13 protein-coding genes are annotated in these 14,300 nt (G+C 67.6%); 10 read left to right on the top strand and 3 right to left on the bottom strand.

The window, feature by feature from the left end; genetic code table 11:
• The first annotated feature begins 70 nt into the window (after positions 1-70).
• From FHT37_RS19735 to rodA, 5 genes are read left to right on the top strand one after another with little or no spacing between them, the layout of a single operon-like run.
• Positions 71-1,114: a rod shape-determining protein gene (locus FHT37_RS19735; RefSeq protein ID WP_091731851.1), complete on the top strand. Its 1,044-nt coding sequence runs from the start codon at positions 71-73 to the stop codon at positions 1,112-1,114.
• Between the two features lie 53 nt (positions 1,115-1,167).
• Entirely contained in the window at positions 1,168-2,127 is a 960-nt protein-coding gene (gene mreC / locus FHT37_RS19740) for a rod shape-determining protein MreC (protein ID WP_183483815.1), read from the top strand.
• Complete coding sequence (mreD, locus tag FHT37_RS19745; protein ID WP_091730257.1) at positions 2,124-2,645, top strand: rod shape-determining protein MreD; 522 nt, start codon at positions 2,124-2,126, stop codon at positions 2,643-2,645. The genes mreC and mreD overlap by 4 nt, the downstream gene beginning before the upstream one ends.
• Before the next feature lie 22 nt (positions 2,646-2,667).
• Positions 2,668-4,800 (top strand): penicillin-binding protein 2, encoded by a 2,133-nt coding sequence (gene mrdA, locus FHT37_RS19750; RefSeq protein ID WP_183483817.1) that lies wholly within the window; start codon positions 2,668-2,670, stop codon positions 4,798-4,800.
• Positions 4,797-5,951: a rod shape-determining protein RodA gene (gene rodA / locus FHT37_RS19755; protein ID WP_091730263.1), complete on the top strand. Its 1,155-nt coding sequence runs from the start codon at positions 4,797-4,799 to the stop codon at positions 5,949-5,951. Before mrdA ends, rodA begins: the two co-directional genes overlap by 4 nt.
• 15 nt (positions 5,952-5,966) lie before the next feature.
• Here rodA and FHT37_RS19760 read toward each other — a convergent pair whose 3' ends face one another.
• The 3 genes from FHT37_RS19760 to FHT37_RS19770 form a co-directional block, all read right to left on the bottom strand.
• The gene (locus FHT37_RS19760; protein ID WP_183483819.1) at positions 5,967-6,533 is read right to left on the bottom strand and encodes a Uma2 family endonuclease; all 567 of its coding nucleotides are present in this window, start codon (positions 6,531-6,533) and stop codon (positions 5,967-5,969) included.
• Positions 6,534-6,684: 151 nt separating this feature from the next.
• Positions 6,685-8,190, bottom strand: coding sequence for a sensor histidine kinase (locus tag FHT37_RS19765; RefSeq protein ID WP_091730271.1), 1,506 nt, complete (start codon positions 8,188-8,190; stop codon positions 6,685-6,687).
• A gap of 53 nt (positions 8,191-8,243) precedes the next feature.
• Positions 8,244-8,915 (bottom strand): response regulator transcription factor, encoded by a 672-nt coding sequence (locus tag FHT37_RS19770; protein ID WP_091730277.1) that lies wholly within the window; start codon positions 8,913-8,915, stop codon positions 8,244-8,246.
• 312 nt (positions 8,916-9,227) lie between these two features.
• Here FHT37_RS19770 and recA point away from each other — a divergent pair, with 312 nt between their 5' ends.
• From recA to FHT37_RS19795, 5 genes are all read left to right on the top strand, one after another.
• Positions 9,228-10,271: a recombinase RecA gene (gene recA / locus FHT37_RS19775; RefSeq protein WP_091730281.1), complete on the top strand. Its 1,044-nt coding sequence runs from the start codon at positions 9,228-9,230 to the stop codon at positions 10,269-10,271.
• A gap of 15 nt (positions 10,272-10,286) precedes the next feature.
• Entirely contained in the window at positions 10,287-10,892 is a 606-nt protein-coding gene (locus FHT37_RS19780) for a regulatory protein RecX (protein ID WP_183483821.1), read from the top strand.
• Between the two features lie 400 nt (positions 10,893-11,292).
• A complete protein-coding gene (gene sucC, locus FHT37_RS19785) occupies positions 11,293-12,453 on the top strand; it encodes an ADP-forming succinate--CoA ligase subunit beta (protein WP_091730289.1) in 1,161 nt (386 codons plus the stop codon).
• 27 nt (positions 12,454-12,480) lie between these two features.
• Complete coding sequence (gene sucD, locus FHT37_RS19790) at positions 12,481-13,374, top strand: succinate--CoA ligase subunit alpha (protein ID WP_091730292.1); 894 nt, start codon at positions 12,481-12,483, stop codon at positions 13,372-13,374.
• Between the two features lie 194 nt (positions 13,375-13,568).
• The gene (locus FHT37_RS19795) at positions 13,569-14,300 is read left to right on the top strand and encodes a TerC family protein (protein ID WP_091730296.1); all 732 of its coding nucleotides are present in this window, start codon (positions 13,569-13,571) and stop codon (positions 14,298-14,300) included.

Here is a 14,300-nt window from a genome sequence, read left to right on the forward strand (position 1 = left end):
TTGCGTGTGGTTCGACATGGACTGGCGGCTCCAGGTGCCGAAGCGTCCTGTCCTGGCCTTGCCCACACACATGCTCGCCTCACTGCGCCGCTACTTCTCCACCGACCTCGCCATCGACCTGGGCACCGCCAACACGCTGATCTATGTCCGCGGAAAAGGCGTCGTGCTGGACGAACCGTCCGTCGTCGCCATCCGTCATGAAGGCGGTCCCAATGGCAAGAAGACGATCCAGGCCGTCGGCCACGAAGCCAAGGCCATGCTGGGCAAGGTGCCCGGCAACATCGAGGCGATCCGCCCGATGAAGGACGGCGTGATCGCCGACTTCGTGGTCACCGAGCAGATGATCAAGCAGTTCATCAAGATGGTGCACGACACCAAGCTGCTGCGTCCCTCGCCCCGGATCATCATCTGCGTCCCCTGCGGCTCCACGCAGGTCGAGAAGCGCGCGATCCGCGACGCCGCGCTGGGCGCCGGCGCCTCGGAGGTCTACCTGATCGAGGAACCGATGGCCGCCGCGATCGGCGCCGGCCTGCCGGTGTCGGAAGCGTCGGGCTCGATGGTCATCGACATCGGCGGCGGCACGACCGAAGTGGGCGTGATCTCGCTGGGCGGCATGGTCTACAAGGGCTCGGTCCGCGTCGGCGGCGACAAGTTCGACGAGGCCATCATCAACTACATCCGCCGCAACTACGGCATGTTGATCGGCGAGCCGACCGCGGAAGCGATCAAGAAGAACATCGGCTCGGCCTTCCCGGGCTCCGAGGTCAAGGAGATGGAGGTCAAGGGCCGCAACCTGAGCGAAGGCGTGCCGCGCAGCTTCACGATCTCGAGCAACGAGATCCTGGAAGCGCTGACCGATCCGCTCAACCAGATCGTTTCGGCGGTGAAGAACGCGCTGGAGCAGACCCCGCCGGAACTGGGCGCCGACATCGCCGAGCGCGGCATGATGCTGACCGGCGGCGGCGCGCTGCTGCGCGACCTGGACCGCCTGCTGGCCGAGGAAACCGGCCTGCCGGTGCTCGTGGCCGAGGACCCGCTGACCTGCGTCGTGCGCGGTTGCGGCATGGCCCTGGAGCGCATGGAACGCCTCGGTTCGATCTTCACGAACGAGTAAATCGATGCGGCCTTCGGGCCGCTTTGCGTTGAATCTCCTTTGCTGAGATCTTCATGCCTCTCGGCACCTTGGATCGCAATCCGCCACCGCTGTTCCGTGAAGGCCCGTCCGCGCTGACGAAGCTGGCCTTCTGCGCCGCGCTGGCAGTGTTCCTCATGGTGGCGGACTCCCGCTTCCAGTTGACCGCACCCGCACGGGCCGGCCTCGCGCTCGCGCTGCATCCGCTGCAGCGCGCTCTGCTCGCGCCCGTCGACGCCTGGGAACAGGCCGGCGACTACGCCCGCGGCATGGAAAAGGCCACCGAGGCCGAGAACCAGGCACGCCAGCAACTGGCCTCGCAGGCGGTGATCCTGAGCCGCGCGGCGCAGCTGCAGGCCGAGAACACGCGTCTTCGCGCGCTGCTCGACTTGCGCGAAGCGCTGCCGGTGAAGGGCCTCGCCGCCGAAGTCCTCTACGAGGCGCCGGATCCCTTCTCGCGCCGCATCGTCATCGACCGCGGCAGCCACCGCGGCGTGCGCCTGGGCGCGCCGGTGGTCAACGACGCGGGCGTGCTCGGCCAGGTGACGCGGGTCTATCCGCTGTCGGCCGAGGTCACGCTGCTGACCGACCGCGAAGCCACCATCCCCGTCCTCAACACGCGCACCCAGCAGCGCGGCGTCGCCTACGGCGGCGAACGCGGCGTGATGGAGCTGCGCTTCATCGCCGCCAACGCCGACATCAAGCCCGGCGACGCGCTTGCGACCTCCGGCCTGGACGGTCTCTACCCGCCGGGCCTGCCGGTGGCGAAGGTCGCCGAGGTGGAGCGCCGCGGCGACACCAGCTTCGCCCGCGTCGGCCTGGCGCCGGTCGCGCAGCCGGACAGCGCCCGGCACGTGCTGGTGCTGGAGCCGCTGCAGGGCCAGGAGGACGCCCGCATCGAAGCCGCGCAGGAAGCGGCCAGCGCCGCGAGCGCCGCCGAATCCGGCGCCAGGCCGCGCCGCGCCGCGTCCGCGCCCAAGGGAGGCCACCGATGATCATGCCGCGTGGCGCGAGCCAGCTGCTGCTGCCCGCCAATCCCCTGTTCATCGCCTTCAGCCTGGTCGTCGGCCTGCTGATCGACATGGTGCCCGTCGGTCGCCAGCCCTGGATGCCGGACGTGCTGGCGATCGTGCTGGTGTTCTGGAATGTCCACCAGCCCCGGCGTGTCGGCGTGGGCTGGGCCTTCGTCTTCGGCCTGATGATCGATGTCCACCATGGCGCACTGCTCGGCCAGCATGCGCTGGCCTACAGCCTGCTGGCCTTCGGCGCGGTCGCGCTGCATCGCCGGCTGCTCTGGTTCACGCTCGGCGCGCAGGCGCTCCACGTGCTGCCGCTGTTCGTGCTGGCCACCGCGATCGCGGTGATCGTGCGACTGGTCGTCGGCGGCATGTGGCCCGGCTGGAGCCTGGTGCTGGCGCCGGTGCTGCAGGCGGCACTGTGGCCGATCGCCGCGGCGCTGCTGCTCGCGCCCCAGCGTCGCGCGCCGGATCCCGACGCGCACCGCCCGCTCTGAGCGCGCCGAGGACGGGCCCGCGATGACGGTCATCAAGAACCTCCAGGCGGAGCTGAGCCGGTTCCGGCTGCGGCTGGTCGCCGCGGCGGTGTTCGTGCTGTTCTGCTTCGGCCTGCTGGTCGCCCGCCTCGTCTACCTGCAGATCACGCAGCACGACTCGCTGCTCGAGCGCGCCGAGACCAACCGCGTCACCGTGCTGCCGATCGTGCCCAACCGCGGCCTGATCGTCGACCGCAACGGCGTCGTGCTGGCGAGCAACTATTCCGCCTACACGCTGGAGATCACGCCGTCCAAGGTGCCGGACCTGGAGGCCACGATCGACGCGCTGACCGCCGTCATCGACATCCAGCCGCGCGACCGTCGCCGCTTCAAGCGGCTGATGGAGGAGAGCAAGAACTTCGAGTCGCTGCCCATCCGCACCAAGCTGACCGACACCGAGGTCGCGCGCTTCGCTGCGCAGCGCTTCCGCTTCCCCGGCGTGGACATCAAGGCGCGGCTGTTCCGGAACTATCCGCTGGGCGATGTCGGCGCGCACCTGCTGGGCTACATCGGCCGCATCAACCAGGTCGAGAAGAAGGCGATGGAGGACTGGTCCGAAGAGGACATCGCCAACTACCGCGGCACCGAATACATCGGCAAGCTGGGCCTGGAGCAGGCCTATGAGCGCGAGCTGCACGGCCAGACCGGCTTCGAGGAGATGGAGACCAGCGCCGGCGGCCGCGCCGTGCGCCGGCTGCGCAACCGCCCGCCGACGCCGGGCAACACGCTGCACCTGTCGATCGACATCAAGCTGCAGGCGCTGGTCGAGCGCCTCTATGGCGACCGGCGCGGCGCGCTGGTGGCGATGGATCCGCGCAACGGCGAGGTGCTGGCCTTCGTGTCCAAGCCGACCTTCGATCCCAACCTGTTCGTCGACGGCATCGACGCCGACAGCTGGAAGGAGCTCAACGAGGACATCGACAAGCCGCTGCTGAACCGGGCGCTGCGCGGTACCTATCCGCCGGGGTCGACCTTCAAGCCCTACATGGCGATGGCGGCGCTCAACACCGGCAAGCGCGCGGCCAACGTGGTGGTGCAGGACAACCTGACCTACAGCTTCGGTGGGCGGACCTTCGGCAGCGCGACCGGCGACCGCGCCGGCCCGAAGGACATGCGGCTGGCGATCGTGACCTCGTCCAACGTCTACTTCTACTCGCTGGCCAACGAGATGGGCGTGGACATGATCCACGACCAGCTGGAGCCCTTCGGCTTCGGCCGCAAGACCGAGATCGATCTGCTGGGCGAGGTCACCGGCATCCTGCCCAGCACCGAGTGGAAGCGCCGCGCCTACAAGCGGCCCGAGCAGCAGAAGTGGTACGCCGGCGAGACGATCTCGCTGGGCATCGGCCAGGGCTACAACAACTTCACGATGCTGCAGCTGGCCACCGCGATGTCGACGCTGGCCAGCGGCGGCGAACGCTACCGGCCGCGGCTGGTCCGGGAGATCGAAGACGTGGTCAAGCACGTGCAGCGGCGCACCGCGAGCGACGCGCTGTCGCCACTCGCGCTGCGCAAGGCCGACGTCGACGTGATCCGCAACGCGATGCACGACGTGACGATGGAAGGCACCTCGCGGATGGTGTTCGCCGGCGCGCAGTACCAGAGCGCCGGCAAGACCGGCACGGCGCAGGCGGTGGGCCTGCGCGCCGGCCAGACCTACAGCAGCATCAAGGCGGACGAGCGCAAGCGCGACCATTCGCTGTACATCTCCTTCGCGCCGTACCAGGCACCGACGATCGCGCTGGCGCTGATCGTGGAGAACGCCGGCTTCGGCTCCGAGTCCGCGGCGCCGATCGCGCGGCGCGTCTTCGATTACGTGTTGACTGGCACGTATCCGAGCGAAGAGGACATCGCCAAGGTGCGGGTCGGCCAGGTGGGCGCGCCGATCGGCACGCCGCGCCGCGTCGAGGACATCCCGCTGCCGGGCGCCGCGGCCAGCGCGCCGGACGCTTCGGCCTCCGCAGCGTCCGCGCCGGTGGCGGCCTCGGGTCCAGCCGGACCGACACCCAGACCCGCCGCTCCGGCGTCGGCCGTGCCTGCCGCGATACCGGGCTCCACGGCGGAACGCCGCCTCGCGCCGGTCGCGCCGCGCCCCAACCCGGGAGCCACACGATGAGCGCCGTCTTCAGCAAACCCAGCCTGCTGCAGCGCGTGAAACCGCTGTTCCAGGGTTTCGACATTCCGTTGCTGCTGGCCATGGGCTGGCTGATGGGGCTGGGGCTGATGTGCATGTACTCGGCCGGCTACGACCATGGCACGCGTTTCGTCGATCACGCGCGGAACATGGTGCTGGCGATGGGCGTGCTGTTCGTGACCGCGCAGGTACCGCCGCAGCGCTTGATGCAGCTCGCGCTGCCGCTCTACGCCGTTGGTGTCACGCTGCTGGTGGCGGTCGCGCTGTTCGGCATCAGCAAGAAGGGCGCGACGCGCTGGCTGAACGTCGGCGTCGTGATCCAGCCCTCCGAGATGCTGAAGATCGCGGTGCCGCTGATGCTCGCCTGGTGGTTCCAGAAGCGCGAGGGCCAGCTGCGCCTGCCCGATTTCGTCGCCGCCTTCGTGCTGCTGGTGGTGCCGGTCGGCCTGATCGCGAAGCAGCCGGACCTGGGCACCTCGCTGCTGGTGCTGGGCGCGGGCCTGTACGTGATCTTCTTCGCCGGGCTGTCGTGGAAGCTGATCATTCCGGCGCTGGTGCTGGCCGGTGCGGGCATCACCGCGCTGGTCTTCAGCGAGGACCAGATCTGCCAGCCCGACGTGAAGTGGGTGGTGCTGAAGGATTACCAGAAGGACCGGGTCTGCACGCTGCTGGACCCGACCAAGGATCCGCTGGGCAAGGGCTTCCACATCATCCAGGGCGAGATCGCGATCGGTTCGGGCGGCGTGACCGGCAAGGGCTTCATGAAGGGAACGCAGACGCACCTCGAGTTCATCCCGGAGCGGACCACCGACTTCATCTTCGCCGCCTATGGCGAGGAATTCGGCTTGATCGGGGCGCTGGGGCTGCTGCTCGGCTTCACCGCGTTGATCCTGCGGGGCCTGGCCATCGCGCACGAGGCGCCGACCTTGTTCTCCCGCTTGCTCGCCGGGGCGATCACGCTGAGCTTCTTCACCTACGTCTTCGTGAACATGGGCATGGTGACCGGCATCCTGCCCGTGGTCGGCGTGCCGCTGCCGTTCATCTCGTACGGCGGCACGGCGATGGTGACGCTGGGGCTGTCGCTGGGGATGCTGATGTCGATCGCCAAGAGTCGCGGCGGCACGCAGCGCTGAGTCGACCGGCGGCCATCAGGCGGCCGCTTCCAGGTCGGCGAAGATGACGTCGCCCGGCAGGGCGAGATCGATCGAGGCCAGGTACACCACCTCGCCGCCGGCGTAGCGGGTCACCTGCCAGGAGCCGTCGATGGCCAGGCGGTGGACTTCCGTCGCGCGCTGCTCCCAGTCGACGACCAGGTACTCGCGCAGCGCGGCCAGCCGGCGGTAGCGCGCGAACTTCCGGGTCCTGTCGTCACGGGCGGAACTCCGGGAAAGCACCTCGACGATCAGCGGGCAGGCCTCCATGCCGCGCGGGCGCTTGTCCTTGTCGCAATACACCATCACGTCGGGGACCAGGCAGTTGCCGTCGTCGCACCGCACCTCCAGCGACAGGATGGCCCGGCAGGGCGCGCCGTGGAGATGCTGGCGCATCGCGACATAGAGATTGCAGGCCACGATCTGATGGCCCTCGCTCGCGCTTTCCATGACGACCGGCTGGCCGTCGATCAATTCATATCGGCTGCCATCGCCAGAGTCCCAGGCCAGGAAATCGTCGCTCGTCATCTGCATCGTCGTTGCCGCCGGAAGTCGGTATGCCATCGGAGTCACCTGCGCTTCAGTAGGAAGGAGGCGGTGATTCTTCGAAAGCCCGGAAGGGTTGTCGCTAGCTCGAACTGAGGCGGGATCGCTCGCCGGCTCCAGGTTCAGGGCACCGAATGACGGATGGGTGGAGGATGCGTCGCCGCCGGGTTCAACGTTCGCCCTGGGCAAGCGGATGGGCGGCGAAGCGCACCGTGAACCGCGCGCCAGGGCCCACACCTTCCGCCTCCGCCTGACGGCGTGCCCGCGTGTCGTCGACCGCGATCTCCGCGTCGTGCTGCTGGACGATCTCGCGCACGATCGCCAGGCCCAGCCCCGAGCCGTCGACATTGGTGCCCAGCGCGCGGTAGAACGGCTGGAAGACCTGCTCGCGCTCCGCCTCCGCGATGCCCGGCCCCGAGTCCTCCACCTGCAGCACGCAGACCTGGCCGAACGGATCCTCGACCACCCGCACGGTCACCGTCCCTCCACTGGGGGTGTACAGCAAGGCGTTGTCCACCAGATTGCGGATCAGCTCGCGGATCAGCAGGGGATGGCCGTGGATGCGCAGGCCCGCCTGGCTGGCCTCCGGCCCCTCATAACCGAGGTCCAGGCGCTTCTCCATCGCGCGCGGCACGAAATCGCGCACCGTCTCGATCGCCAGCACCGCCAGGTTCACCTCGCTGCGGCGCGCGGCGTGCTCCTGGTCCTCGGCGCGGGCCATCGCCAGCAGCTGGTTCACCATGTGGGCCGCACGCTGGCTGGAGACCGCGATCTGCTTGAGCGAACGCCGCAGCTCCGACGGCGAGCTGCGACCCTCGTCGATCTCGCGCTGGGCGAGCTCGGCCTGCGTCCGCAGCCCCGCCAGCGGCGTCTTGAGCTGATGCGCGGCGTCGGCCAGGAAGTGCTTCTGCGCGCGGATCGATTGATCGAGCCGCTCGAGCAGGTCGTTGATCGCCTGCACCAGCGGGGCCACCTCGTCGGGGATGCGCTGCTCGTCGATGGGGCTCAGGTCGGAACTGTCCCGCGAGCGGATGCGGCGCTGCAGGTCGTTGAGCGGCGCGATGCCGCGCGCCAGCGCCAGCCACACCAGCAGCACCGCCAGCGGCAGGATCACGAACTGCGGCAGGATCACGCCCTTGATGATCTCGTTGGTCAGCCGCGAGCGCTTGCCCAGCGTCTCCGCGACCTGGACCAGCATCATCTTGTCGCCACCGGCCATCCCCTCCGGCACCACCCACAGGTAGGACACCCGCACCGCCTCGTTGTTGACCTCGTCGAAGCGACGGTTGACCTCCCAAGGCACGATCGGCGGCTCGACCTCGGGCACCGGCAACTGGGCGTCGCCGCTCAGCAGTTCGCCGCGCAGGCCCAGCACCTGGTAGTAAACCGTGTCGGACTCGTCCGCCCGCAGCAGCGCCGCGGCCTCGGGGGCCAGTGCGTAGCGCGACCGCCCACGTCGCGTGGAGGCGTCGCCGGGCCCCGGCTCCGTCGCGACCTGCAGGCCGAGCGTGCGCGCCATTTCGTCGAGCTCGCGGTCGTAGGGCTTGTTCGCGATGCCCTGCGCCACCAGCCAGGTCAGCGCGACGCTGATCGGCCAGATGACCAGCAGCGGGGCGAGCATCCAGTCCAGGATCTCGCCGAACAGCGAGCGATGGCCGGACGATTCACCCGCCATGCCGCGCGTCCTCGATCAAGCGTGCGCCCAGGGGCTCCGGGACGCCCCGCGCCTCAGCCCGGAATCTTTTCAAGGCAGTAGCCGAGCCCGCGCACCGTCGCGATGCGGATCGGCCCCTGCTCGATCTTCTTGCGCAGCCGATGGATGTAGACCTCGATCGCGTTGTTGCTGACTTCTTCGCCCCACTCGCACAGGCGCTCGACCAACTGGTCCTTGCTGACCAGCCGTCCCGCGCGCTGCAGCAGCACCTCGAGCAGCGACAGCTCCCGCGCCGACAGTTCCACCATCTGATCGTTGATGTAAGCGACGCGGCCGGTGGCGTCGAACGTCAACGGGCCATGGCGGATCACGCTGGAGGCGGTGCCCAGGCCGCGGCGCGTCAACGCGCGCACACGCGCCTCGAGTTCCTGCAGCGAGAAGGGCTTGGCCATGTAGTCGTCGGCGCCAAGGTCCAGGCCCTTGACGCGCTCCTCGATGCTGTCCGCCGCGGTCAGGATCAGCACCGGCACGGACGATCCGCGCGCCCGCAGCCGACGCAGCACTTCCAGTCCATGCAGCTTCGGCAATCCCAGATCGAGGATCAGCAGGTCGAACTCATGCGAGGCGAGCGCGGCGTCGGCCTCGCTGCCGCTGCCGACCTGGTCGACGGCGCAACCCGAGGCTCGCAACGAGCGCAGCAGGCCATCGGCCAGGACCTGGTCGTCTTCGGCGATCAAGATGCGCATGTGTCGTCCCCTCTGGTTATGGAGACATTCTAGGGAGCGGTCCGGGGCGCTTCCCTAGGCGTTTCCGAGCCGTCCTCAGGTCGATGAGCGGGGCACCAGTCAGGTGGGCGACAGCTTGGGGGGCGGCTCTTCCCCCTCTTTGGCGAAAACGGGGGGAGTTGTGCGGCTGGCTCATCCTGTGAGCCACCTGCGGCCTAACATCCCGCCATCGACAGCGCCGAAGCCGCACCGACGGGCGGCACGGGTCGACAAAGTACTGTACAGATATACAGATTGCGCCATAATCCGCCGCAGCCAACAGGAGAAGATTGCATGGACGCCCCCGTGAAGAACGCCAACACCGAAAAAGCCAAGGCCCTGCAGGCCGCCCTCGCCCAGATCGAAAAGCAGTTCGGCAAGGGCTCGATCATGCGGCTGGCCGAAGGCGAGAAGATCGAGGACATCCAGGTCGTCTCCACCGGCTCGCTGGGCCTGGACATCGCGCTGGGCGTCGGTGGCCTGCCCCGCGGCCGCGTGATCGAGATCTACGGTCCGGAATCGTCCGGCAAGACCACGCTGACGCTGCAGGTCATCGCCCAGATGCAGAAGCTGGACGGCGTGTGCGCCTTCATCGACGCCGAGCATGCCCTGGACGTCCAGTACGCGCAGAAGCTGGGCGTCAACCTGCAGGAGCTGCTGATCAGCCAGCCCGACACCGGCGAACAGGCGCTGGAGATCGTGGACTCTCTGGTGCGTTCGGGCTCGGTGGACCTGATCATCGTGGACTCGGTCGCCGCGCTGACGCCGAAGGCCGAGCTTGAAGGCGAGATGGGCGACGCGCTGCCTGGCCTGCAGGCCCGCCTGATGAGCCAGGCGCTGCGCAAGCTGACCGCCACCATCAAGAAGACCAACTGCACCGTCATCTTCATCAACCAGATCCGGATGAAGATCGGCGTGATGTTCGGTTCGCCCGAAACGACCACCGGCGGCAATGCGCTGAAGTTCTACGCCTCGGTGCGCCTGGACATCCGTCGCATCGGCTCGATCAAGAAGGGCGAGGAAGTCATCGGCTCCGAGACCAAGGTCAAGGTCGTGAAGAACAAGGTGGCGCCCCCGTTCAAGACGGCGGAATTCGACATCCTTTACGGCGAGGGCATCAGCCGCGAGGGCGAGATCATCGACATGGGCGTGACCGCGAAGATCGTCGACAAGTCGGGGGCTTGGTACGCCTACAGCGGCGAGAAGATCGGCCAGGGCAAGGACAACGCGCGCGAGTTCCTGCGCGAGAACCCCGACCTGGCGGTCGAGATCGAAAACAAGATCCGCGAATCGCTGGGTATCCCCCTGCTGGGCGCCGCACCTGGCGACGCTGAGTAAGCACCGGGCGACGGCATGACCCCGTCCGGAAGCCGGCGGGGTTCGGCCTCGCAGCCGCTGTCGCTCAAGGCCAGAGCCGTGGCCCTGCTCGCGCAGCGCGAGCACAGCGCGATGGAGCTGCGCCGCAAGCTGCTGCGCATTGCCCGTGATCGACAAGCTGCGCTGATCGAGGCCGCCGCCAGCGAGGGCAATCCCTCTTCGAACCCCGCACCGGGCGCCGGGCGTTCCGAGGCCGAGGATCCGGGCAGCTCCGAAGCCCAGGCGGTCACCCTGACCGAGGAAGTGGACGCGGTCCTCGACTGGCTCAAGGCGAACGGCTATCTCGACGAATCGCGATTCGTCGAGTCGCGCATCCACGCGCGCTCTCAGCGCTTCGGACAGCGCCGCATCGAGCAGGAGCTCGCCCAGCATGGGTTGGCGCTCGACGCGGAGCAGCGATCGGCGCTGGCGGCTGGAGAGCTGGACCGCGCTTGTGAGTTGCTGCGTCGCAAGTTCGGCGAGGGAGCGCCGGTGGACGCGTCGGCGGAGGCCAAACGGCTGCGCTTCCTGATGGGGCGAGGCTTTGGATCCGAACTCGCCCGCAAGGCGGTGCGCCGCGTCGCCGCCGGACCTGACGCTTGAAGCGGTGACAGGCGCCGAAACCGCCTGAAACTTCGTGCGTCACGAGCACCTTTCGAGCCGCTGACAAGCCCACGCCAGTGCGCGGCACAACCGCGCCAAGGGCTTGATGCAACGCAGCATGCTACATTTTCGGCTTCGCAAACCAGCCCGCCGGCGTTCGTCCGCGGGCGTGTTTTTGCGTGTTTGCATCGGTTTATGTCTTTCACCGCCTCCCCCGAGCGCCATCCGCCGCAACGTCGCCGAACCGTCGACGCGAGGTCCTATGGCCGCGACGACGGGATCCTTGTCGCGGAGGCCCGGCTGAATCCGGCGCTGCAAACCCCATCTCAACGCCGGCATCGCGGAGCGTCCGCGGCATCGGCGGCCTCTTCCTGATTCATCCATCAAGCGAGACCTCCCTATGAAGATTCACGAGTACCAGGGCAAGGAAATCCTGCGCCAGTTCGGCGTGCCGGTGCCGCGCGGCATTCCCGCGTTCACGGTGCAAGAAGCGGTCGAAGCCGCGCAGAAGCTGGGCGGCCCGGTCTGGGTGGTCAAGGCGCAGATCCACGCCGGCGGTCGCGGCAAGGGCGGCGGCGTCAAGCTGGGCAAGAGCCTGGACGACGTGAAGGCGCTGTCCGAGCAGATCCTGGGCATGCAGCTGGTCACGCACCAGACCGGCCCGGCCGGCCAGAAGGTCCGCCGCCTGTACATCGAGGAAGGCGCGGACATCAAGAATGAGCTGTATGTCTCGCTGGTGACCGACCGCGGCACCCAGAAGGTGGCCTTCATCGCGTCGAGCGAGGGTGGCATGGACATCGAGGAAGTCGCCCATTCGACCCCCGAGAAGATCATCACCGAGTACATCGACCCGCTGACCGGCATCACCGCGGAGCAGTCGAAGAAGATCGCCGCGGCCATCGGCCTGACCGGCGCTTCGGTGGACCAGGCCGTCGACCTGTTCGCCAAGCTCTACAAGTGCTACATGGACACCGACGCGTCGCTGGTGGAAATCAACCCGCTGAACTGCGACTCCAAGGGCAACCTGATCGCGCTGGACGCCAAGTTCAACTTCGACGCCAACGCGCTGTTCCGTCATCCGGAAATCGTCGCCTACCGCGATCTGGACGAAGAGGATCCGGCTGAGATCGAAGCCTCCAAGTTCGACCTGGCCTACATCTCGCTGGACGGCAACATCGGTTGCCTGGTGAACGGCGCCGGCCTGGCCATGGCCACGATGGACACAATCAAGCTGTTCGGCGGCGAGCCGGCCAACTTCCTGGACGTCGGCGGCGGCGCCACCGCCGAAAAGGTCACCGAGGCCTTCAAGATCATGCTGAAGAACCCCGAGGTGAAGGGCATCCTCGTCAACATCTTCGGCGGCATCATGAAGTGCGACACCATCGCCGAAGGCGTGATCACCGCCTGCAAGGCCGTCAACCTGAATGTGCCGCTGGTCGTCCGCATGAAGGGCACCAACGAAGAGCTGGGCAAGAAGATGCTGGCCGAGTCCGGCCTGCCCATCATCGCCGCCGACACCATGGCCGAAGCCGCGACCAAGATCGTCGCCGCCGTCAAGTAAGCCGCAGACCCAGCCAAGGAATACGACATGAGCATCTACATCAACAAGGACACCAAGGTCATCACCCAGGGCATCACGGGCAAGACCGGTCAGTTCCACACCCTGGGCTGCCAGGCCTACGCCAACGGCAAGAACGCGTTCGTCGCCGGCGTGAACCCGAAGAAGGCGGGCGAGAAGTTCTCGGACATCCCCATCTACGGCACCGTGAAGGAAGCCGCCGCCCAGACCGGCGCGACCGTGTCGGTGATCTACGTGCCGCCCGCGGGCGCCGCCGCCGCGATCTGGGAAGCTGTCGAGGCTGACCTGGACCTGGCGATCTGCATCACGGAAGGCATCCCCGTCCGCGACATGCTGGAAGTGCGCAACAAGATGAAGGCCAAGGAACTGGCCGGCGGCAAGAAGACGCTGCTGCTGGGCCCGAACTGCCCCGGCCTGATCACGCCCGACGAGATCAAGATTGGCATCATGCCCGGCCACATCCACCGCAAGGGCCGCATCGGCGTGGTCTCGCGCTCCGGCACGCTGACCTATGAAGCGGTCGCGCAGCTGACCGAGATCGGCCTGGGCCAGTCCTCGGCCGTCGGCATCGGCGGTGACCCGATCAACGGTCTGAAGCACATCGACGTGATGAAGGCCTTCAACGACGATCCCGACACCGACGCCGTGATCATGATCGGCGAGATCGGTGGCCCGGACGAGGCGGAAGCCGCTCGCTGGTGCAAGGCCAACATGAAGAAGCCGGTCGTCGGCTTCATCGCCGGCGTCACCGCCCCTCCCGGAAAGCGCATGGGCCACGCCGGCGCGCTGATCTCGGGCGGCGCCGACACGGCCGATGCCAAGCTGGCCATCATGGAAGAGTGCGGCTTCACCGTGACCCGCAACCCGTCTGAAATGGGCAAGCTGCTGAAGGGCCTGCTGTAAGCAGCAGGAAAAACCTGATGAGGAAGATCGCTGGTGCGTAATTTCACGCACTGCGATCCCAGGGGAAGGGCGGGGACAATCCGCGCGCACCCCCTGAACCAAGGAAGGGGCCCAGTGGGCCCCTTCTCTCGTTCATCCCTCCAACGCTTTAGACTGGGCCCTCGTTGCGCGAGGCCCGGCGCGGGTTCCCCTCCATGGACATGTTCACCAGCCCCGAGTTCTGGCTCGCCGTCGGCCAGATCATCCTGATCGACATCCTGCTGGGTGGCGACAACGCCGTCGTCATCGCGCTTGCCTGCCGCAAGCTGCCGCCCAACCTTCGCACGAAGGGCATCATGTGGGGCACTGCCGGCGCGATCGTGCTGCGCGTCGTGCTGATCTTTTTCGCGCTCACGCTGCTCAAGCTGCCGTTCCTGAAGCTGGTCGGCGGCGCGCTGCTGCTGTGGATCGGCATCAAGCTGCTGATGCCGGAAGCAGAGGATGACCACTCGAAGATGGAAGCGAGCGACAAGCTCTGGGGCGCGGTGAAGACCGTCATCATCGCGGACTTCGTGATGAGCCTGGACAACGTCATCGCGATCGCCGGTGCCGCGGAAGGCGCGGGCTCCCATCACCAGATGCCGCTGGTGATCTTCGGTCTGCTGGTCTCGATCCCCATCATCGTCTGGGGCAGCCAGCTGGTGATCAAGCTGATGGACAAGTTCCCGATCGTGATCACGCTGGGCGCAATGTTGCTGGGCTGGATCGCCGGCACGATGCTGGTCACCGATCCGGCGCTGAACAGCTGGGTGCCGATGCAGCCGGGCGACAAGCCCGGGACCACGGAAGTGCTGCCGCAGGTCTATTACGCGCTGGGCGTGGGTGGTGCACTGTTCGTGTTGATCGTCGGCAAGCTGCTGGCTGCGCGCAAGCCGGCCGAAGCCTGA

The sequence above is a fragment of the Mitsuaria sp. BK037 genome (assembly GCF_014193045.1).
Lineage (GTDB): Bacteria > Pseudomonadota > Gammaproteobacteria > Burkholderiales > Burkholderiaceae_C > Roseateles.

Excerpts from the sequence above, each read along its gene's own strand:
- FHT37_RS19780 (WP_183483821.1), top strand. The coding sequence starts at position 10,287 with ATGACCCCGTCCGGAAGCCGGCGGGGTTCGGCCTCGCAGCCGCTGTCG.
- mrdA (WP_183483817.1), top strand. The coding sequence starts at position 2,668 with ATGACGGTCATCAAGAACCTCCAGGCGGAGCTGAGCCGGTTCCGGCTG.
- FHT37_RS19760 (WP_183483819.1), bottom strand. The coding sequence starts at position 6,533 with ATGGCATACCGACTTCCGGCGGCAACGACGATGCAGATGACGAGCGAC.
- FHT37_RS19795 (WP_091730296.1), top strand. The coding sequence starts at position 13,569 with ATGGACATGTTCACCAGCCCCGAGTTCTGGCTCGCCGTCGGCCAGATC.
- mreD (WP_091730257.1), top strand. The coding sequence starts at position 2,124 with ATGATCATGCCGCGTGGCGCGAGCCAGCTGCTGCTGCCCGCCAATCCC.
- FHT37_RS19735 (WP_091731851.1), top strand. The coding sequence starts at position 71 with ATGCTCGCCTCACTGCGCCGCTACTTCTCCACCGACCTCGCCATCGAC.
- recA (WP_091730281.1), top strand. The coding sequence starts at position 9,228 with ATGGACGCCCCCGTGAAGAACGCCAACACCGAAAAAGCCAAGGCCCTG.
- FHT37_RS19765 (WP_091730271.1), bottom strand. The coding sequence starts at position 8,190 with ATGGCGGGTGAATCGTCCGGCCATCGCTCGCTGTTCGGCGAGATCCTG.
- sucC (WP_091730289.1), top strand. The coding sequence starts at position 11,293 with ATGAAGATTCACGAGTACCAGGGCAAGGAAATCCTGCGCCAGTTCGGC.
- sucD (WP_091730292.1), top strand. The coding sequence starts at position 12,481 with ATGAGCATCTACATCAACAAGGACACCAAGGTCATCACCCAGGGCATC.
- rodA (WP_091730263.1), top strand. The coding sequence starts at position 4,797 with ATGAGCGCCGTCTTCAGCAAACCCAGCCTGCTGCAGCGCGTGAAACCG.
- mreC (WP_183483815.1), top strand. The coding sequence starts at position 1,168 with ATGCCTCTCGGCACCTTGGATCGCAATCCGCCACCGCTGTTCCGTGAA.
- FHT37_RS19770 (WP_091730277.1), bottom strand. The coding sequence starts at position 8,915 with ATGCGCATCTTGATCGCCGAAGACGACCAGGTCCTGGCCGATGGCCTG.